The 19,829-nt window shown below is 60.8% G+C and carries 18 protein-coding genes; 10 read left to right on the top strand and 8 right to left on the bottom strand.

Annotation, left to right across the window (positions count from 1 at the left end; genetic code table 11):
• Window positions 1-3: 3 nt before the first annotated feature.
• The 6 genes from argF to MOP44_RS23835 all read right to left on the bottom strand — a co-directional run bounded on the left by argF (window position 4) and on the right by MOP44_RS23835 (window position 6,136).
• Window positions 4-1,020, bottom strand: a complete 1,017-nt coding sequence (argF, locus tag MOP44_RS23860) for an ornithine carbamoyltransferase (protein WP_260796697.1) — start codon at window positions 1,018-1,020, stop codon at window positions 4-6.
• Window positions 1,021-1,027: 7 nt separating this feature from the next.
• A complete protein-coding gene (locus MOP44_RS23855) occupies window positions 1,028-2,293 on the bottom strand; it encodes an aspartate aminotransferase family protein (protein WP_260792914.1) in 1,266 nt (421 codons plus the stop codon).
• A 10-nt stretch (window positions 2,294-2,303) separates the two neighbouring features.
• Window positions 2,304-3,086 carry an acetylglutamate kinase gene (gene argB, locus MOP44_RS23850; protein WP_260792913.1) on the bottom strand — a complete coding sequence of 261 codons (783 nt, stop codon included), beginning with the start codon at window positions 3,084-3,086 and terminating at the stop codon, window positions 2,304-2,306.
• On the bottom strand, window positions 3,083-4,150 hold the full coding sequence (gene argC / locus MOP44_RS23845) for an N-acetyl-gamma-glutamyl-phosphate reductase (protein ID WP_260792912.1): 1,068 nt from the start codon (window positions 4,148-4,150) through the stop codon (window positions 3,083-3,085). Before argC ends, argB begins: the two co-directional genes overlap by 4 nt.
• A complete protein-coding gene (locus MOP44_RS23840; protein ID WP_260792911.1) occupies window positions 4,147-4,662 on the bottom strand; it encodes an arginine repressor in 516 nt (171 codons plus the stop codon). Before MOP44_RS23840 ends, argC begins: the two co-directional genes overlap by 4 nt.
• Before the next feature lie 127 nt (window positions 4,663-4,789).
• Window positions 4,790-6,136 (bottom strand): GGDEF domain-containing protein, encoded by a 1,347-nt coding sequence (locus MOP44_RS23835; RefSeq protein ID WP_260792910.1) that lies wholly within the window; start codon window positions 6,134-6,136, stop codon window positions 4,790-4,792.
• A 218-nt stretch (window positions 6,137-6,354) separates the two neighbouring features.
• Here MOP44_RS23835 and MOP44_RS23830 point away from each other — a divergent pair, with 218 nt between their 5' ends.
• The gene (locus MOP44_RS23830) at window positions 6,355-8,160 is read left to right on the top strand and encodes an AMP-dependent synthetase/ligase (RefSeq protein ID WP_260792909.1); all 1,806 of its coding nucleotides are present in this window, start codon (window positions 6,355-6,357) and stop codon (window positions 8,158-8,160) included.
• Here the strand turns inward: MOP44_RS23830 and MOP44_RS23825 are convergent.
• Window positions 8,090-8,740 carry a hypothetical protein gene (locus tag MOP44_RS23825; protein ID WP_260792908.1) on the bottom strand — a complete coding sequence of 217 codons (651 nt, stop codon included), beginning with the start codon at window positions 8,738-8,740 and terminating at the stop codon, window positions 8,090-8,092. The genes MOP44_RS23830 and MOP44_RS23825 overlap by 71 nt on opposite strands.
• A 265-nt stretch (window positions 8,741-9,005) precedes the next feature.
• On the opposite strand from MOP44_RS23825, the gene MOP44_RS23820 reads away from it, so the two are divergent.
• The 3 genes from MOP44_RS23820 to MOP44_RS23810 all read left to right on the top strand — a co-directional run bounded on the left by MOP44_RS23820 (window position 9,006) and on the right by MOP44_RS23810 (window position 11,607).
• Complete coding sequence (locus tag MOP44_RS23820; RefSeq protein ID WP_260792907.1) at window positions 9,006-10,040, top strand: 6-phosphofructokinase; 1,035 nt, start codon at window positions 9,006-9,008, stop codon at window positions 10,038-10,040.
• A 115-nt stretch (window positions 10,041-10,155) separates the two neighbouring features.
• A complete protein-coding gene (locus MOP44_RS23815; RefSeq protein ID WP_260792906.1) occupies window positions 10,156-10,629 on the top strand; it encodes a GNAT family N-acetyltransferase in 474 nt (157 codons plus the stop codon).
• A gap of 45 nt (window positions 10,630-10,674) precedes the next feature.
• Entirely contained in the window at window positions 10,675-11,607 is a 933-nt protein-coding gene (locus MOP44_RS23810) for a UDP-glucuronic acid decarboxylase family protein (protein ID WP_260792905.1), read from the top strand.
• 65 nt (window positions 11,608-11,672) lie between these two features.
• Here the strand turns inward: MOP44_RS23810 and MOP44_RS23805 are convergent, their stop codons facing one another.
• Window positions 11,673-13,277, bottom strand: coding sequence for a rhamnogalacturonidase (locus tag MOP44_RS23805; protein WP_260792904.1), 1,605 nt, complete (start codon window positions 13,275-13,277; stop codon window positions 11,673-11,675).
• A gap of 90 nt (window positions 13,278-13,367) precedes the next feature.
• Between MOP44_RS23805 and MOP44_RS23800 the strand changes: the two genes are divergently transcribed.
• The 6 genes from MOP44_RS23800 (at window position 13,368) to MOP44_RS23775 (ending at window position 19,722) form a co-directional block, all read left to right on the top strand.
• Window positions 13,368-14,474, top strand: coding sequence for an SGNH/GDSL hydrolase family protein (locus MOP44_RS23800; protein WP_260792903.1), 1,107 nt, complete (start codon window positions 13,368-13,370; stop codon window positions 14,472-14,474).
• A 21-nt stretch (window positions 14,475-14,495) separates the two neighbouring features.
• Complete coding sequence (locus MOP44_RS23795; RefSeq protein ID WP_260792902.1) at window positions 14,496-15,983, top strand: glycoside hydrolase family 140 protein; 1,488 nt, start codon at window positions 14,496-14,498, stop codon at window positions 15,981-15,983.
• Window positions 15,984-16,020: 37 nt separating this feature from the next.
• Window positions 16,021-16,473, top strand: coding sequence for a hypothetical protein (locus MOP44_RS23790; RefSeq protein ID WP_260792901.1), 453 nt, complete (start codon window positions 16,021-16,023; stop codon window positions 16,471-16,473).
• A gap of 208 nt (window positions 16,474-16,681) precedes the next feature.
• On the top strand, window positions 16,682-17,095 hold the full coding sequence (locus tag MOP44_RS23785; RefSeq protein ID WP_260792900.1) for a hypothetical protein: 414 nt from the start codon (window positions 16,682-16,684) through the stop codon (window positions 17,093-17,095).
• Window positions 17,096-17,151: 56 nt separating this feature from the next.
• A complete protein-coding gene (locus tag MOP44_RS23780; RefSeq protein WP_260792899.1) occupies window positions 17,152-18,513 on the top strand; it encodes a tryptophanase in 1,362 nt (453 codons plus the stop codon).
• A gap of 117 nt (window positions 18,514-18,630) precedes the next feature.
• Complete coding sequence (locus MOP44_RS23775; protein WP_260792898.1) at window positions 18,631-19,722, top strand: saccharopine dehydrogenase family protein; 1,092 nt, start codon at window positions 18,631-18,633, stop codon at window positions 19,720-19,722.
• Window positions 19,723-19,829 lie beyond the last annotated feature (107 nt).

The following is a 19,829-nucleotide window of genomic DNA, read 5'->3' as shown; positions in this document are numbered from 1 at the left end:
CGTCTATCCGTTGAACGCGTCCACGTTGGCCAGCCCGCCCAGCAACAGCAGCAGCAGTGCCTTCTGCGCGTGCATGCGATTCTCCGCCTGGTCAAACACGATCGACTGCGGCCCATCTAGGACAGCATCTGTCACTTCGGCATTACGCCGCGCCGGCAGGCAATGCATGAAAACCGCATTCCCATTGGCCTTCGCCATCAGCGTCTCGTTCACCTGGAAGGGCCTGAAGATGGGCGCACGCTTGGTCGACTCGTGCTCGAACCCCATACTCACGCACACGTCGGTGTAGACCGCATCAGCACCTTCAACGGCCGCATGCGGATCCTGCAGCAGACGCACCTCACAGCCGTTCTCAGCGGCAATGTCGCGCGCCTTGGTCACGATCTCGATGTCCGGCGAATAGCCGCGGGGAGTCGCAATCGTCACGTTCGCGCCAAGCTGAGCGCCCGTCAGCATCAGCGAGTGGCAGACGTTATTGCCGTCGCCCACGTATGTGAAGTTCAGCCCGGTGACAGAACCGAAATGTTCTTCGAGGGTCATGAAGTCTGCCAGAGCCTGGCAGGGGTGCTCGAAGTCGGACAACGCATTGATCACGGGCACGCGCGAGTTCGCCGCCATCTCCGTGATGGTGTCGTGCGCATAGGTACGCAGGACAATCACGTCGACCCAGCGCTCCACGTTGCGTGCCACATCGGCGATCGACTCACGCTCGCCCAGCGGCGAATTGGTGCAGTCTACGAAGATGGCATTGCCGCCCATGGTGTTGATGCCGGTCTCGAAGCTCAGCCGCGTGCGCAGGCTGGCCTTCTCGAACATCAGCACCATCTGCTTTGCATCGAGGGCGCGGCGATACTCACGCGGATTGCGCTTCACTTCGTGACCCAGCTTCAGGATCGCGCGCACTTCGGCGCTCGACAGATCGCCGATGGAACAAAGGTCTTCGCCGGCGAGACGTGCTGCGGCATTCAAAATGTCGGAATCGTGGTGCACTGGCACTTCGGGTTCCTTTCTCAAAAGCATTACTCTGCTAGCCACGTTTCTGTCCTCCTGCGGCCTGTGAATTGTGCGCGCCGGCAAACGCGGCTGCATGTTCTGTGAAAATCTCGTCAAGCGCGGCGATGGCCGTATCCACCTGCGTGCGGTCCAGAATGTATGGCGGCAGGAAGCGTAGTGTCGTGTCGCTCGTGCAATTGATGACGATGTGGCGCTTCAGCATCTCTGCCACGGTCAGCTTCGCCAAGTCAGCCGAATCCAACTCCGCGCCAATCATGAGACCCTTGCCTCTCACATCGATGATGGCTTCGTGCTTCTTTGCGAGGCCGCGCAGCTGGTCCATGAAATAGTCGCCCAGCTCCGCCGCATGTGCGAGCAGGCGATCCTTCTCCAGCGTGTCGATTACCGCAATGGCCACAGCGCACGCCAGAGGGCCGCCGCCAAAAGTCGTGCCGTGCATGCCCGCGTGGATGGCACGCGCGGCTTCTTCGGTGCAGCAGATTGCGCCTAGGGGAATGCCGCCCGCAAGCGGCTTCGCCAGCGTTGTTACATCCGGTTGTATTCCGTACTGCTGGTAAGCGCACCACTTGCCCGTGCGTCCCATGCCCGCTTGGATTTCATCGACCATCAGCAGCGCTCCGGTCGAGTCAGCCAGCTTCCGAGCTTCTGCAAAGAACTCCTGCGAGATGGGGCGAACGCCGCCCTCGCCCTGAATGGCTTCGACGAGGATGGCGCACACGTCGCTTGAAAACTTCGCCTGCAGATCCGCGATGTCATTGAATCGAACGAATTCCACGCCCGGCACAACCGGCCCGAACGGCTCCCGATACTTCGCCTTGTGCGTTGTTGATACCGATCCGAATGTACGCCCGTGGAAGCTCTGCTCCATCGCCAGGAACTTCGTGCTGATCTGCTTGCCTTCGCTACGCAGCAGCCCCGCATGGGCGCGCGCCAGCTTCAGTGCGCCTTCCCACGCCTCGGTGCCGGTGTTCGCAAAGAACACTCGGTCCATGCCGGTGCGATCCGCCAGACGCTGCGCAAGTTCCGCCTGCCCCTCGTGATAGAAGAGGTTGGAAACGTGGATGAGCTTGCGGCTCTGCTCCACAATTGCCTTCTCGATCGCGGGATGCGCATAACCCAGCGCATTTACGCCAATGCCGCTAAGCAGGTCGAGGTATTTGGCACCGTTCTCGTCAATCAGGTACGCACCTTCACCGCGCTCGAACAGGATTGGGTTGCGATCGTAGGTGTGCAGCAGCAGCTTTGCCTCGGCGGCGCGAATCTGGTCCAGCCTTGTCAATTTGATCTCCTCAAGCCACCATCACTTCTGTGCCGTGCGCTACGCGAGCACTGCACAGATCGGGAAGAAATCCGGCAGCCTCAGCCGGCAAGATCCTCACGCGCTTCACGCCGTTCAGAAGCGCTTCGCGGCATGCCCCGAGCTTGGGCAGCATGCCGCCGGAAATGATCGCGCTCTTTGCCATCTCCGCAATCTGGTCGATGGACAGCCAGCGCATCACTTCGCCATCGTTGCCGCGCACGCCGGGCACATCGGTCAGGAACACCAGCGCATCCGCGCGGCACGCGATTGCACAGGCCGCCGCCATCTCATCGGCATTCACGTTGTAGTACTCGCCGTCAAAGCCCAGCGCCATCGAGGACAGCACGGGCACGCCGCCGAGCTTCCAGATTGCCTCGATCCAGCGCGGATCGCTCGCTGCAATCTCGCCGACGTATCCAAGATCCGGCGTGGTGCGCTTCTTGCGCGCGCGGAAGATTAAGCCGTCTCCGCCGGACATTCCAACCGCCGGCTGACCCAGTGCGCCCAGTGCCGCTACAAGGCTCTTGTTCACCTTGCCAGCCAGCACCATGAGTGCTGTGTCACGCGTTTCAGCGTCGGTTACGCGCAGGCCGTTGATGAATTCGCTTTGCTTGCCGAGCGCTTTGAGTGTCTTCGTCAACTGCACGCCGCCGCCGTGCACCACGGCTACTTGGTTGCCGTCGCGCACCAGTTCGGCAATTGCGCGCATCGACCCCTCAAGGAGCACTGGAGTCTCCAATCCTGCTCCGCCGAGCTTGACTACAAATTTCATTCAAGCCCCTCCGCCTCATCCCAGCCGTACATCACGTTCATGTTCTGCACCGCTTGCGACGATGCTCCTTTCAGCAGGTTGTCGAGACAACTCACAATCACCGCGCGCTTTCCGTCGTGTGAAAGCTGGATTCCGATATCGCAATAGCTCGTCCGCACCACGTGCTGAATTTGCGGCAAACCATGCTCGTGAATCCGCACCATCGAGCTCCCGGCAAAAAAGTCGCGATACGTATGGAGAACCTGTGTGCGCGTCTGCGGTTGCTTGAACTTCACATATATGGTCGAGAGGATTCCCCGTGGAATCGGCAGCAGGTGCGGCGTGAATACAATCTGCTCCGCATCCAGCCCGATCTGCTCCAGCAACTCCCCGGTATGCCTGTGCCCGAACACTGCATACGCGGAAAGGTTGTCCGCTGCGGACATGAAGTGCGTCTTCGCGGTCGGGGCTTTGCCCGCTCCGCTTACGCCACTCTTCGAGTCCGCAACAATTCCGTGATCGAGATCCAGCAAACCTGCGGTTACGAGCGGCCGCAGCGGCAGAATGACTGAAGTCGAGTAGCATCCCGGATTTGCAATCAGCTTCGCCTTGCGAATCTCGCTGCGATGAAGCTCCGGCATTCCATACACGGCCTGCTGCTGAATCTCCGCGGCCCGAGCGGAGCCCTCATCTTCAAACGCATACACCGCGCGATTGGCCGCTTCATCCAGCCGCCATGCGCCGCTCAGGTCGATCACGCGCATACCACGCTCCAGCGCTTCGGGAGCCCACTCGCGCGACTGCTCGTGCGGCGTCGCCAGGAACAGCACCTGCACATCCAGGTCGGTCAGCAGATCCCACGAGAACTGTTGCTGCCGCAGATTGCCGCTGCCCTTGCTGTCAATGAGTTCGGGATGAATCTCACCTAGTGGAATCCCACCCCGCTCGATCGCCTTCTCATCGAGGCGCCCGGCAAACACCGGCGGCTTGCCCTTCAGCCGCGGATGATGCAGCAGAATGCGCGCAAGCTCAGCGCCCGCATAGCCCGTTACTCCGATTACCGCCGTCTGTACCGATCCGCTCATGACTCCAGCATCGTCCTCAACCGGTTCTCAACTTCCGTTGCATGCTTCACATCCTGGCAGATCACCAGCACCGTATCGTCGCCCGCGATGGTTCCAACTACCTCGGGCCACTCCTCATAATCCAGAGCCGCGGCAACCGGCTGCGCGCCGCCCATCACCGTGCGCATAATCACCTGGTTCATCGCGCGCTGCACGCGCATCCCGAAGCTTTCGAGCACCTCTGCCACCGAAGGAGGACCATCATCCTCGATCTCACCGGCTCCGTTCCCATTTCCATTTGGGAGCATGTATCCGGCTGGCCCCTTGGAAAGGCGCATCTCGTGAATATCGCGTGACAAGGTGGCCTGCGTGACCTCGAATCCCTGCCGGCGCAGCTTCCGCCGCAACTCGTCCTGGTTGCTCACCGGCGAGGCAGCCACCAGTTCCCGGATCGCATTGTGTCGCAGGTGCTTCATCGGTGCGGCGTCTTTCTCCCCAAATCGAAAGCGCGGCCCCGCGTGGGAACCGCGCATGTATAAATATACATTGCAATGCATAACTATACAAAGGAATTTCCACAGGATTTGGTCCAGAGGGAGGGCTTTTCCCGGATTGCGGGAGGGGCAGAGAAGAAGATTTTCGAGTCGAGTGAGTACCTGCCTAGACAGCCTGCAGCTTTTTCATCCGCTTGCGCTCGTACATCAGAGCATCGGCGCGCTGCAGAAGGTCTTCCAGCGATTCGGTTCTTTTCAGGTCGGCGCTTACATGTCCAATGCTCAGGCTCAGGGGCGGGCCGTCTCCCGCATTGCGGTTATTGGAACCGGCCTTCAGGCGTTCCTCCGCGCGTTCGATCAACTCAACACCGAACTGACCTGCCACGGCAAATTCGTCGCCACCGATTCGCCCCAGAATGTCCGTTTCCCTGAAGTTCATCTTCAGAAAGCCGGCGGCTTCCACCAGCAGATCCGATCCCGCCGAGTGTCCGTACTGGTCGTTGATCTTCTTCAGATTATCCACGTCTATAAACAAGACCGAGAAAGGCACGCGCGAACGGCGAGCCATCCTCAGCCCCTGCTCGGCGAGCAGGTGGAATCCGCGCAGGTTGTACAGGCCGGTCAGTTCATCGCGCAGGCTCAAACTCTGGACCTTCCACTCCAGCCTCCGGAACTGCCAGGAAACGGCGAGCAGGAGGGCCAAGGCAACGGCGGTCCCGGTCGCAGCCAGAATCGCAGAAGCATAGTGAGCGGCAAACAGGTGCGTCCGCATCATGCGTGCGCGCATGAGTTCCCGTGCCATCGGAAGCAGCAGCACAATCGGCAGAATTGCTCGCGCCATGCGGCTGCCGATTCCCCGGCCGATGAATATGGACCAGCGCCCGTACTCAACCCGCCTTCCCACAGCCGCCAATGTCAGCAGCAACAGGGTAGCCGTCGTTGCGGGCGTCACCTGTCCGGGTGGAGCGTCCCCAAAGGTGTGCAAGGCGCCGAATGCCGCGCCCATGACTAGCGTCAGCACCACCCAACCAGCGCCGAACAATGCCCCGTCGGGAATCCACCCCCGCGATCCTCTTCCCGCATGCGCGCACAGGACGACGATTCCCAATGAACCGAATGCGATGGCGATTAGCAAGCTCATCGACCGGCTCGGCGTTACCTGGAGTGCGTTTAGTGCCCCGGCTGCCGTCAGCTTTGGCCAAAATGCAGCCGCCAAGCCCGCCAACGCGGTCAGCAGTCCCAGTGCTCTCCTCGACCACGCTGCCTTAGCTGAGCCTTCTTCGCTTGCGAGGGCAAGTCCAACGCTGCATGCCAGGGCGGCCACCGCGCAGGCCAGAGGCATTTCGGTCCAACGCAGGCTTGAACCGCGCAGCCCCGGCAGCAGCTTCGTTGCCAGGCTGGCGGCCGCAATCACCACGGCGCCTGCTACGCAGACGACCTCTACCCTCTCCAATCGGATCGTGATGCGCGCGTCGGTTCTGTGCAACTCAAACAGCGAGTGCTTGTTGGGCATACTGCTCGGTACTCCGCCAGGAACCAGAGGGAGAGATGGAATATTGCTCATTAGTCTATCGCCTGAGGAACGTCGGTTGAAACAACCAAATTTCAGTTCATGTTCAAAAGTTGCAACCGGTTGACCGTCCTTTTACGGTGTGTGCCGATTGTTTGGCCTCGCAACTGATAAACTCTCGATGTTCCTTGAAAACCGGGCTTCCCATCTCTGACCGAAAAATGACCGTTCCCGCACCCATCGCCACTCTGAACGACCTGTTTCTGCGAGTCGCTGCCGCAGGTAACCCGCGCGCAATCCTGTGGCAGAGCGCCTCTTCGGAGTGGCAGCCCATCTCGTCGAGCCAGATCTATCAGCGTGTCCGCGCCGTTGCCCACGCGCTCCACAACTGGGGCGTACAGAAAGGCGACCGGGTCGCCATCATTGCCGAAAACCGTTGGGAATGGGCCATCGCCGACTTCGCTATCCTGGCCCTCGGCGCGGTCGATGTGCCCATCTACCCCACGCTGACCGGCGAGCAGATGGCCGAGTTGCTCCGCGACTCCGACACCCGGATTGCCTTCGTGTCCACTCGCAAGCAACTCGACAAGCTGGCGGAAGTCCGCGCCAACACGCCGCTGCAGCGGATCGTCATCATGGATTCGGCCGATGCCACTGCCGGCGCTATTCCGTTTTCGGAACTGGTCGCCGGCGCTGACGAACGGGGCAGCCAGCGAGACGACGAGTTCGAGGCCATCGTCCACTCGGTCAAGCCCGGCCACCTCGCCACTCTCATCTATACGTCAGGCACAACCGGCGAACCCAAGGGCGTGATGCTCACCCACGGCAACATCGCCGCCAACCAGAACACCTGCGCCCGTGAATTCTCCTTCAGCCGCGAAGACGCCTGCATCTCGTTCCTGCCGCTTTCGCATATCACGGCGCGCGCCCTTGACTACGTTATGTATGGCCGCGGCGCTCAGGTCATCTACTGCTCGCAGTTCGATCGCCTGCCCTACGCCATGCGCGAGGTCCGGCCCACTGTGCTGGTCGGCGTTCCGCGCGTGTACGAAAAGATCCGCCAGGAGGTTGAGCGGCGTGCCGCTCTCAGCCCCATCCGCAAGAAGCTCCTCGCTATGGCGGTCAAGATCGGTGCCGGGCACATTGACACGGTTTACTCCGCCCGCACGCCTGCTTCGCCGCTGTGGAAACTGGCCAACAAGCTGGTTTTCAGCAAAGTTCAGGCGGCCTTCGGCGGCCGGGCTCGAGTCTTCATCTCCGGCGGCGCACCGCTGGGCGTCGACACCGCCCGCTGGTTCGCTTCGGTCGGAATCCCGGTCTGGGAGGGCTACGGCCTCACGGAAACCTCGCCGGTGATCGCCCTAAACTCCGAACCCAACCACCGCCTTGGCAGCGTCGGCAAACCCGTTCCCAATGTCGAGCTCAAGTTCGCCTCCGACGGCGAACTCCTCTGCCGCGGCCCGTTCATCTTTCAGGGATACTGGAACAAGCCTCAGGCCAACGCCGAGTGCTTCGACGCCGAGGGCTGGTTCCACACCGGCGACATCGGCCACCTTGATCACGATGGCTTCCTCTACATCACCGATCGCAAGAAAGAACTGCTCAAGACATCCGGCGGCAAACTCGTCGCCCCGCAGCCCATCGAGAATAAGATCAAGACCAACATCCTTATTGGTCAGGTTGCGCTCATCGGAGACAAGCATAAGTTCATCTCGGCGCTTATCTCGCCCAACTTCGCTGCTCTCGACGAATGGGCCCGCAACAACGGTCTTGAGGGCGTAACCCGCGCATCTCTGGTTGCGGATCGCCGTGTCAATGCGCTCTATAACGAAATCATCCGCGAAGTGAATTCCGGGCTGGCCAACTTCGAGACCATCAAGCGCTTCCGCATCGTCCCCGACGAGTGGTCGCAGGATTCAGGCGAGCTGACACCTTCCATGAAGCTCAAGCGCCGCGTTATTGCTGAGCGCTATGCGGCGGCCGTTTCCGAAATCTACGCGGACGAAGCAACCGCACGTGCCGAATAGGGAAGGTCAGGCCTCGTCCAACCACCCGTCGCTTGGTCCACATCCTGCCCAATCCGCGAAAAAACGGCGCGCCCCATGCTCCCGTTGCCAGGATCGCTCCAAACAGGATCACAGCGTCCACGCTCAACCTGCCGTCGCGGCTCCAGTAGTCGTTGGGATCCAGGTTCAGCCACAGCGCAAACTCGTCCAGGGTTAATGCCGCGCCCACCCCGTAACTCACCGACATCAACCGGCTCAGGAAAATTGATAGCGGCGAATGGGACCGCCCCAGGTCCAGCAGATACCCATATCCGATCAGCAGCAGGATCAGGATTCCCCACACCAGGTGATGAATGTGGTGTCCCTTCACCACCACCCAGTCGAACGGGCCTTTTTTCTGGACGATCAGATGCACCAACACGCGCACCCCGATAAATGTGATCAGAAATGAGACTGACGCCATGAACATACGCTGACGCGGCCGGTCGGGAATCGTGCTTCGGATCAGGAATCCCAGCCGCGTCAACTGCAGCAGAACTAGCAGCAGCACCACCACCGCGCTGGCAAAAGCGAGCAGCAGCAGGGTTCCTGGGCCGGGCATTTGGATTCCGAACAATCGGTCAAGCATATTTTCAGCGAGTTTTTGAGCGTTCCCCCATTCTACCGATTCGAGCGCAGCCGATTCCCTTAGTCCAGTTGTGCCCGCCTTTGTGTCCCCTGCATTCGCGTGAGCGTCATCACCAACCCCCTTTACAGCCGCAGAGTACACTGGATAAGGTGTCAAACCGGCCACTCGGCCCGGATAGCAGACGTCAGACCTTCAGCGGCCCTGCGCCGCGCGATCTTTCAACTTCAGGAGACTTTCGATGCGAATTGCTCTATTGACCGGCGGCGGTGACTGCCCCGGATTGAATGCGGTCATCTACGCAGCGGTGAAGAAGGGAATCAACCACTACGGCGACGAGTTCATCGGCTTCCTCAACGGATGGCGCGGCGTCCTCGACAACCAGTTCATCCCTCTCACGCTCGAGAAAATTGATGGCATTCAGCTCAAGGGGGGCACCATCCTTCACTCCTCCCGTACCAATGTGAAGAAGATCCCCGGTGGCATCGAGAAGGTTCAGGAAGTCCTGAAGCAGAACAAGATCGACGCCCTCATCGCCCTCGGCGGCGACGACACACAGTCGGTCACCCTCTTCCTAGCCGAGCACGGAATCAACGCCATCGGCGTTCCCAAGACCATCGACAATGACATCAACGGCACCGACGCCACCTTCGGCTTCGACACCGCCGTCATGATTGCGACCGAAGCTGTCGACCGCATTCACACCACCGCCGACTCCCACAACCGCGTTGTCGTAGTCGAAGTCATGGGCCGCGATGCCGGCTGGATTGCCATGGCCGCGGGTGTTGCCGGCGGGGCGCACGTCACGCTGGTTCCCGAGAAGCCCATCGACCTCGATCACGTCTGCGCCCTGCTCAAGTACAACTACGACCACGGCAAGCACTACGGCGTCGTCGTCGTTGCAGAGGGCTGCCATCTGCCCGAAGGCGGCCAGGTCACCGGCTCCGCGGAAGTCGACGCCTTCGGCCACGCCCGCCTCTCCGGCATCGGCGAAGCGCTCGCCGAACTCATCGAGAAGAAGACTGGCTTTGAGACTCGCAGCGTGAACCTGGGTCACACCCAGCGTGGCGGCGTGCCCACGGCCTACGATCGCCTGCTCGGCCAGCGCTACGGCCTGCACGCCATCGACATGGTGCATGAAGCCAAGTGGGGCCGCATTGCGGTCCTCAAGGGAACTGACATCACCGACATCACCATCAAGGAAGCGGTTGCCACCAACCGCCGCCTCGACCAGCGCTTCTTCGACGTCATCGACGGCGTCCAGGCGAAGGTCTAGTCAGAGCACGCCTTTATGGCGCCGGCCTCTGACCGGGCCGTCGTGGGGGTCTTCGGACCCCCACACTATTTTGGGGCCTCTTTTACCTAACCACTAATCACTATTCGCTGCCTCTATGCTCTACCGCCTCTACCAGCCCTCCGATTTCGAACCCCTATACGCCATCGAAGAGATCTGCTTCCAGCCGCCCCTCCGTTTTCCCCGCTCCTACATGCGTAGCATTATCCGGAACTCCGACTCGGCCACCTGGATTGCCGAAGAGTCTGAGCATGCATCCAAGCACATGGCCGGCTTCGCCCATGTCGAGTGGGCCGGTCCCGATCATGATCGCTATGCCTACATCCAGACTCTTGAAGTCTCTCCCGAGCACCGCCGCCGAGGTGTCGCCCGCGAACTCCTTACACACCTCGAACAATCTGCCCTGGCCGCCGGAGCCGCCGCGATCTGGCTGCACGTCGACACGGAAAACGCTCCCGCCATCCGTCTTTATCAGGCTCACGGATATAGCCAGCAGAGCAGGGAAGAGCACTACTACGCCCGCCTCCGTGCCGCCTTCATCTACTCGAAGCCGCTAGTCACTAGCCACTAATCACCAACACTGGCCCCTGTATCATCATCCTCGGAGCGTTCATCGTTGAAGACTCGCATCCTCGTCACCGGCGCAGCCGGCTTCCTTGGCTCTCATCTGACCGATCGCCTTCTCGCCGAGGGCCACGTTGTGATTGGCGTGGACAACCTCTCAACGGGCAACACCGACAACCTGGCGCATCTCGAGAATGAGTCCCGTTTCACCTTCGAGTCGCGTGACATCTGTGAGCCCTTCGATGTCGGTCAGGTCGATTACGTCTTCAACTTCGCCTCACCGGCCAGCCCGCCGGGATACATGCGACTCGGCGTCGAGACGCTGCGCGTCGGCTCGCTCGGAACAGAGAACGCCCTACGTATTGCTGAGCGCTACAAGGCCGGATTCCTCCACGCTTCCACATCTGAGTGCTATGGAGACCCGCTGGAGCATCCACAGTCGGAGTCGTACTGGGGGCACGTCAACCCCATCGGCCCCCGCTCCGTTTACGACGAAGCCAAGCGCTACGCTGAGGCACTTGTGATGGCCTACTGCCGCTACCGCGGCGTCAACACCCACCTGGTCCGCATCTTCAACACCTACGGCCCGCGCCTCGATCCCGACGACGGTCGTGTGATCTCCAATTTCCTCATGCAGGGATTGCGCGGCGAGGCTCTCACCATCTACGGCAACGGCCAGCAGACCCGCAGCTTCTGCTACGTGAGCGATCTGATCGAAGGCATCATGCGGCTGTCGCGCACCTTCGAACATCTGCCCGTGAACATCGGCAATCCTGACGAGTTCACCGTGCTCGAATGCGCCCAAGAAGTGATAGGCGTAACCAACAACATGAGTGGAATCAGCTATGAGCCGGCCGTCGAAGACGACCCCACACGCCGCCAACCCGACATTACCCGCGCCCGGGAACTCCTCAAATGGGAACCGAAGATCACGCTGCGCCACGGCCTGGAACTCTGCCTGCCTTACTTTCGCAGCAAGCTGTGATGGTGAGTGGTTAGTGATTAGTGTGATGTGTCGTGACCACTCACTAATCACTAACCACTCGATTTTCACACCCTCATCTCTTCCGTCTCATCCACCGTCTGGTCCGCATAATGCCGGCACCCGAAGACGCGGAAATCCGACACACTCTTCAGCCGAAACTGCTCCTTCGCGCCCGGCAACTTCAAGCGGAAGAAGTCTGCCCCCTGCACATCCTCCAGATGGAAGGCGGGCCGCGCGTCGGCGTCCTTAACGGCGATCTGCACGTTCGTCATCTCAAGATTTTTCGCGTGGCGCGCGAACCATCCTGACGCCGGCAACGGCCCGAACATCGGTGGGTCCGGATAGGCCTCCGCTTTCTCCGGGGGCGCCAACGCAGCCATATCGGCCCCGGCTCCGCCCACGTGTTCGAGATACACATCGCTGACCTTGACGTCCTCTACCGGATGCCCGGGAACCCCCGCGATGATTGACGGCAGCAGCGCCGCATTCGAACTCGTCACGTTTGAGATCAGAATGCGCTTCATGCGCCCGACGACCGTCTCCGGCTTCGGCCCTCTGAGGCGCGCACCCAGCCGCAGAAAGAATGGCGCCACCACATCGCGCATCGTCACGCCGGTGATCGTGATGTCCTCGACAATCGCGCCGTCTTCAGACTCGATCGCGAACCCATGGCACTTGTCGAACACGCAATTCGAAATCGCAATGTTCTTAAAACCGCCATTCGATTCTGTCCCGCACTTGATGCGTCCTGTACCCCACTCGCCGTTCTTCACGTCGCGCAGCTTCCATGTGCCGTCCAGCATCGTGCCCAGTTCGTAGGCGCCCGTCACGTAGCAATTGGTAATCGTCACGTTCTCCGTAGCTTGCGCATGCCCTAGCGCATAGCTGCTCTTCGGGCAGATCGCATCGTCCCACGGCGAATTTACTGCGCAGTTCGATACCCGCACATTCCGGCAGCAATCGATATCGATTCCATCGCGGTTCGTGTCGATCTTCACGTTGTCGATGGTCAGGTTATCCACGCCTGTCGCCAGCACGCCGAACCAGCCGCCCTGCAGAATCGAAAAATCGCTCAGGATTACGTTGCGGCAGTTCTTCAGCGCGATTGCCTTATTGCCCACCCCCTTGGCGTTCGAATTGGGCAGCGCTTTCTCGCGGTCCCAGCCGCGGCTCAAGCCTTTGCCGTGGATCAGCCCAGGCCCAAAAATCCCGAAATCGTGAATGTCCTCGCCCCAGATCAGACTGTTGTGCCAGTGGTTGTGCCCGTAATCCTGGAAGGGCTCCCAGGCACCCTGCGGCTCCGCATTGTCGTAGCCGTTGCTCGTCCCGTCATAGGGAGTCGGCGCCGCCAGGATCGTGGCGCCCTGCTGCAGGAACAGCGCCACGTTGCTCTTCAAGTGGATGGAGTAGCTCGCGTACACACCCGCCGGAAACACTACAGTCCCGCCGCCCACGTTCGCCGCGGCCTCGATCGCGGCGTTGATCGCGCCCGTATCAATGCTCGTGCCGTCGCCCTTGGCCCCGAACCGCCGCACGTCGAAGAACACTGGCCGCTCGCCCGTCATGCCTCCCGCCTGTGCCCGCGCCGCCGGACTCGTCAGCAGCACCGTCGCACCCCCCGCCACACCCAGCCCTGCCATCCTCAAAAACTCTCTGCGGAATTCCTGCACCCCTGACCTCCCAGGACTTTGCGTAATTCGATTCACTCCGCATGATAACCTTTCCTGTTTGCGATACCAGATCAACAGAAAGCCTTCATCATGCTTCTTCGCCGCATTGGTCTCTCTCTCGCTCTGCTTTTAGCGCCCTGTCTGTATACAAACGCCCAGACGCCCGAAGGGCAGTTGGCCGCACCGCAGGTGCCCATCAACGATCCTCATCTGCGTCTCATCGGCCGCACCGACGACCGCGACCCCGCGCATCCGCATCTTGCCTATCCCGCTACTGGCGTTGAGTTCCGGTTCAAGGGCACCGGCGCCGCGCTGCAACTCACCGCGGACACACCCAATACGGCGCTCACCATCGTGGTCGATCACAAAGCGCCAATGCTCGCCATCCTTAAGTCCGGCGCCAACACCGTCACGCTCGGCGAGAACCTCGACGACTTCCCGCACACCGTCGAGATCTACAAGCGCACCGAAACATGGCAGGGCATGCTCACGCTCGACGGCATCACGCTCTCGCCCGGCGCTACGCTGCTCGATCTGCCGCCGCTGCCGCAGCGCAAGCTCATGTTCGTCGGCGACTCCGTAACCTGCGGTGTCGGCATCGATAACAACGCCCAGTGCACCCACGACCCCGCACTGCCCGACATCAACGCTTATGAGTCCTACGGAATGTTGCTGGGCCGCCGCCTCGATGCCGAAACCCAACTCGTCTGCTTCGGCGGCCGCGGCTTGGTCCGCGACTACCGTGGCCTTGCCCTCGCCGACAACGTTGTCAACATTCCCGACTTCCTCACTCTCGCCATCCCGGTCGACAAGCCCGAAGGCCGCGTCCCCTGGGACGCCGCGCGCTTCCAGCCCGACGCCATCTTCATGTCCATCGGCACCAACGACATGAACCTGGAGAAGAAGAAACCTCTCGACGAGACCGCCTGGGTCGCGGCTTATGTCGATTTCCTCCACAAGGTCCGCGGCCTCTATCCGCACTCGCTGATCTTCGTTACAGAAGGCTCCATAGTTACCGACCCGCTGCTCGCCCGGATGGTCCAGCGCGCTGCCGGGCAGAGCCTCGATTCGCGCGTGATTTACGCGCCCTCGCAGCACTACCCGGGGCTCCCCTGCAACGGACACCCCACCGGCATTCAGCACCGCCACATGGCTGACGACTTCGAGCCCATCATCCGCCGCACCCTTAACTGGTGACAAAAACCTGGAAAGGTTCCCATGCTGCATCGCCTAATCTTCTCGGTCCTCATCTCCGCCATCGCGTCATCCGCGGCATTCGGTGCCTCTGCCCATCCGCATCTTCCGCGCGTTGAGGTGAATCCGGCCGGGCACTATCTTCAAACCGAAGATGGCCGCCCCTTCTTCTGGCTTGGAGATACCTCATGGGAACTCATTCATCGCACCACTCCGGAGGAGACCAGCTACTATCTTGCAACGCGCGCTCAGCAGGGATTCACCGTCATTCAAACCGTCGTGCTCTCGGAGTTCAATGGGGTGACGGAACCCAGCATCTGGGGCGAGCGGTCATTCATTGATAACGATCCGCTCCGGCCCAACCCGCGCTACTTCGATCGCATTGTCGCGATCGTCGACGAAGCCGCTTCGCGCGGGCTCTACGTGGCGCTGGTTCCTATATGGGGCGATAAGCTCACCGCGCCCTGGGGCAGCGGTCCTCGCCTCTTCCGGAACGACAACCTTCCCGTTGCCCACGACTTCGCCCGTTACCTCGCCGACCGCCTTCGCGATCGCACCAATGTCATCTGGATCCTCGGCGGAGACCGGCCGCCGCGCCTCGCGGGCATGAACAACGATTACCTGCAGAAGATGGGGCACGATGCCGGCTTCCCACCCGACCAGGACTGGACTCCCATCTGGCGCGCTGTTGCCCAGGGGCTCAATGACGGTCTCGGCCGCACCCCGCTGATCCTTTATCACCCGCAGGGTGGTCCGGATTCCTCCTCTGTTTATCTGCACACCGAGCCGTGGCTCTCCGTGAACGGCATGCAGAGCGGCCACGGCGGTGGACACGATGTCCCCGTCTGGGAGTGGATCGCACGTGACTACGCGCTATCGCCAGCAAAGCCCACTCTCGATCTCGAGCCCAACTACGAAGATCATCCATATAATCCCTGGCCTCAATGGGATCCGGCGACGGGATATTTTCGCGCGTATGACGTGCGCAAGCAGGTCTATCGATCGGTGTTTGCTGGTGCCTGCGGAGTCACCTATGGTGATCACTCTATCTGGCAGTTCGCCGGTCCCCACTATCCTCCGGAAAATCACCCCGACCGCGATTGGATTCAAGCGCTTCACAGCGCGGGCGGCGACCAGGTGCGTTACCTTCGCGCTCTCATCGAGTCCCGTCCTTTCTTCTCCCGCATACCCGATCAGTCGCTCATTCAGGGCGATGCGGGACGCGGCGGCTTGCATGTCCAGGCCACGCGTGACCGTGAGGGAACCTTCGCCTTCATCTATTTTCCGCAGAACGACCAGGCCGTGGCCCTGAACCTGCAGCCGATGCGCAGCCATACACTGCGCGCCTGGTGGTACGATCCTCGCTCCGGCGTCGGAACTCTCATCGGGCCCATCGACGCGCGCACGCTGCATGAGTTTCGCTCGCCGTCCTACGGCCCCGACTGGGTTCTGGTTCTGGATGATCCTGCTGCCAACTATCCACCTCCGGGGCTCAGCAGGATCGCGGACTGATTTGCCCGGCGCCTGTCCTGAATGCCATGCTTTCAATATGAAGCAGTTTCTCGCGCTAATTGCGCTGTCCCTTGCCGTTGCCCTCCCCGTCAAAGCCCAGGACAAAGGCTACTGGCGAGCCTCCAGTCAGACCGCCTCCTCCATTACCGGCGACATTTTCATTACGGACGCCAAGCTCACCATGAACTTCCTCGCGTGGCCCCTGGTGCCCGTCCGCGCCCTTAAGCCCGTTGAAATCAGCGCTGTCTTCGATGCCGACAGCAACGTCGCGCAGGCCGGTAACCTCTACCACATCAGCGTTGCTGCCGATCAGCGCCTGCTCCACAAGAACACGCTCTGCGGCAAGGAGCAGACGCAGTGGATGGCCACCTGGATCGACGGCCGCAACCTCCACGTCGCTTTCTTTTCCGGCGCTACCCCTCCCGTCTTCACCTTCGACGCGATCCGCAATTCCACTGACCTTTGCGGCACCTTCCTCTATACCCGCTGATCACGTTTTCGCTCACGTACTGAAGTTAGTCCGCGCATCGCGCTCGGATGCATCGCGGCCATCACGCGTGAACGAGATCACATACAGACGAGTTCCGCGCAGCGCAAACTTTAGAGTTCGTCAAGAACAGATCCGCTTTCCAGGCGTAAGTTAGGCACCCTGGTTGCAACGGAGTTCGTCTGTTCAGAATTCTGGAAGGAGTTTGCGCATGAAGTACTTGTGGTTAGCCGCGTTGGCCCTGGTTGGATCCGTGAGCGCCTGGAGCGCGTCGTGTCCGGTTGAGGTGACTGCGGGCAGAATTACAAAAGCTGAATCGGGAACGGGATACAAGGTCTTTGTATCACTCAAGAATGTGTCCAGCGTCGCCGTAAAGTCAGTCGATTTCGATGCTATTTATGTCGATAGCAAAGGCAAGCACTTCGAACCGGCCACCTATTTCTCTGATGAGGACATCAAGGCAGGCGCATCCGACAGCCTCGAGTGGCCCGACGTCAAATTCGAGGAGAAGGTGTTCGCTGCAAAGACCCCGGAAGGCACCGAGTTCCGCGTGACCAAGATTGAATTGGCCAACAACCAGACAATTACCGATTCATCCGAGTGCGTCTTCAAGTTTTCGCATTGATGGCAGAGGCCTGATGGCTGCCTTTAGAATCATTCAGGTTCCATAAGACAGCCATCATGCCCATCAAGACCATCATCGAGCCATTCCGCATCAAGAGCGTCGAACCCATCCGCTGGACCACGCGTGCCCAGCGCGAAGAGCTGCTGAAAGCCGCGCATTACAACTTATTCCTGCTCCCCGCGGATAACGTCCTCATCGACCTCCTCACCGATTCAGGCACGGGCGCCATGTCCACCAACCAGTGGGCGGCGATCATGCAGGGCGACGAGTCTTACGCGGGCAGCCGCTCGTTTGACCGCTTCCGCAACTCCATCCAGGACATTACTGGATTCAAGCACGTCATCCCCACCCATCAGGGCCGCGCCGCTGAGCGCATCCTCTTCGGCGTCATGTGCAAGAAGGGCGATGTCGTTCCCAACAACACCCATTTCGATACCACCCGCGCCAACGTCAAGTTCACCGGCGCCGAAGCTCTCGACCTCGTCATCGCGGAAGGCAAGCAGCCCGCCTCCACGCATCCCTTCAAGGGCAACATGGACGTGGCCGCGCTCGAAGCCCTCATCCAGCGCGTGGGCCGCGAGCGCGTGCCGCTGGTCATGCTCACCGTCACCAACAACTCCGGCGGCGGCCAGCCGGTGAGTATGCAGAACGCGCGCGAAGTAGCTGCCGTCTGCAAGCAGCACAATATTCCGCTCTACTTCGACGCATGCCGCTTCGCTGAGAACGCATGGTTCATCAAGCTGCGCGAGCCGGGCTACGAAAACCATACGCCCAAGCAGATCGCGCAGGAGATGTTCGCTCTCGGCGACGGCTGCACCATGTCCGCCAAGAAAGACGGCATGGCCAACATCGGTGGTTTCCTCTGCACCAACGACGACCTCCTCGCGCAGCAGGAGAAAGACCTGCTCATCCTCACTGAGGGCTACCCCACTTATGGCGGCCTCGCCGGCCGCGACCTCGAAGCTATCGCCGTCGGCATCCAGGAGGCGCTCGAAGAGGACTACCTCCGCTACCGCATCGCTTCCACCGCCTATCTCGGTAAAGCCATCGCTGCGGCCGGTGTGCCCATCGTGCAGCCCCCTGGCGGCCACGCCATTTACATCGACGCCCGCGGCTTCCTCCCGCACATCCCCAGCGATCAGTTTCCCGGCGTCGCGCTAGGCTGCGAACTCTATCTCGAGGGCGGCGTCCGCAGCGTTGAAATCGGCACCCTCATGTTCGCCAAAGCCGCACAGATGGATCTGGTGCGCCTCGCCATACCGCGGCGCGTCTACACGCAGTCACACATCGACTACCTCGTCGAAGTCATCCTCGAAGTCTTTGCCCACCGCGGGCAGATACGTGGCCTCCGCCTCACCTACGAAGCCCCATTCCTGCGCCACTTCACCGCACGGCTTGAACCAATCGAAGCCGCCTGACCACAGTGTCGCTTGAGAGCAACGCCGGGCAGTCGCGGGATCTGCGGCTCTACCCGAGCGTTTGTTAAACTTTTCCCGCACCTCAGATCATCCCCAAGAGCACGAAAAGGTGAACGAGTGAGCCAAAAAATTGTCGTCCTCGGAGCCGGCCGCGTCGGCAAAGTCATAGCCGCAGATCTTTCCACCGAATACGACGTCACCTCCGCCGACATCAGCGAGCAGGCCCTCTCCGCGCTCGCCGCACGCTTCCCCGTGAAAACCCGTGTCACCGATCTCGCTGATCCCAAAGCCGTGGGCCAGGCCATCAAGGACGCCGACCTCGTCGTCTGCGCGGTTCCCGGCTTCATGGGCTTCTCGACGCTGCGTACCATCCTCGAAAACGACAAGAACGTTGTCGACATCTCGTTCTTCGCGGAAGATGCTTTCGAACTCGACGATCTGGCCAAGAGCCGCAACCTTATCGCGGCCGTCGACTGCGGCGTTGCGCCCGGCATTCCCGACTATCTCGCCGGCCAACTCGTCAACCAGATGCAAATCGACGACTTTACGTTCTACATCGGCGGCCTGCATTTCCACGGCACCGGCCCCAATGGGTACCTGCCCACGTTCTCGCCTATTGACGTGTGGGAAGAGTACACGCGTCCCGCGCGTTATGTGCGCAATGGCGAGCTCATCACCATGCCGCCACTGTCTGAACCGGAGCTGCTCGACTTCCACATGGCCGGCCACGATCTCCGACTCGAAGCCTTCAACACCGACGGCCTGCGTTCCCTCATCACCACCATGAAGGGCCGCATTCCAGACATGAAAGAGAAGACGCTGCGCTTCCCCGGCCACATCGGCTACATCCAGGAACTGCAGCAGACACGCCAGCCATGGACTCCGAACAAGTGGACGCCCAAGGACGACGAAGACGAGTTCACCATCATGCAGATCAACTTCCGCGGCGCGCAGGACGGCCAGCCCAAAAAAATCTCCTACGACATGTTCGTCACCTGGGATCCTGAGACGCGTATGAGCTCCATGTCGCGCTCAACCGGCTACTCCTGCACAGGCGTAGTGCGCTGCGTGCTCGAGGGTCTTTACAAGCAGAAGGGCATCTCGCCGCCGTCCTGCATTGGCTCAGCGCCGGGATGCGCGGATCGCATCTTCCAGCACCTCAAAGACCGCAACATCCTCCTCGCACGAACCGAAGAAGCGCTCGCATAAAGACGGAAGCCCGCTCAGCGCTCCGACCAGCCGGTCACCCGGAAGCCCGACCGGGGGCCTCCATCCACACCTGTACGATCCATCAGTTCCTCCTCGCATTGCGCCGC

The sequence above is a fragment of the Occallatibacter riparius genome (assembly GCF_025264625.1).
GTDB classification, from domain to species: Bacteria; Acidobacteriota; Terriglobia; order Terriglobales; family Acidobacteriaceae; genus Telmatobacter; species Telmatobacter riparius.
The sequence above is the reverse complement of the archived record's forward strand: the minus strand, read 5'-3'. Positions and strand labels throughout refer to the sequence as shown.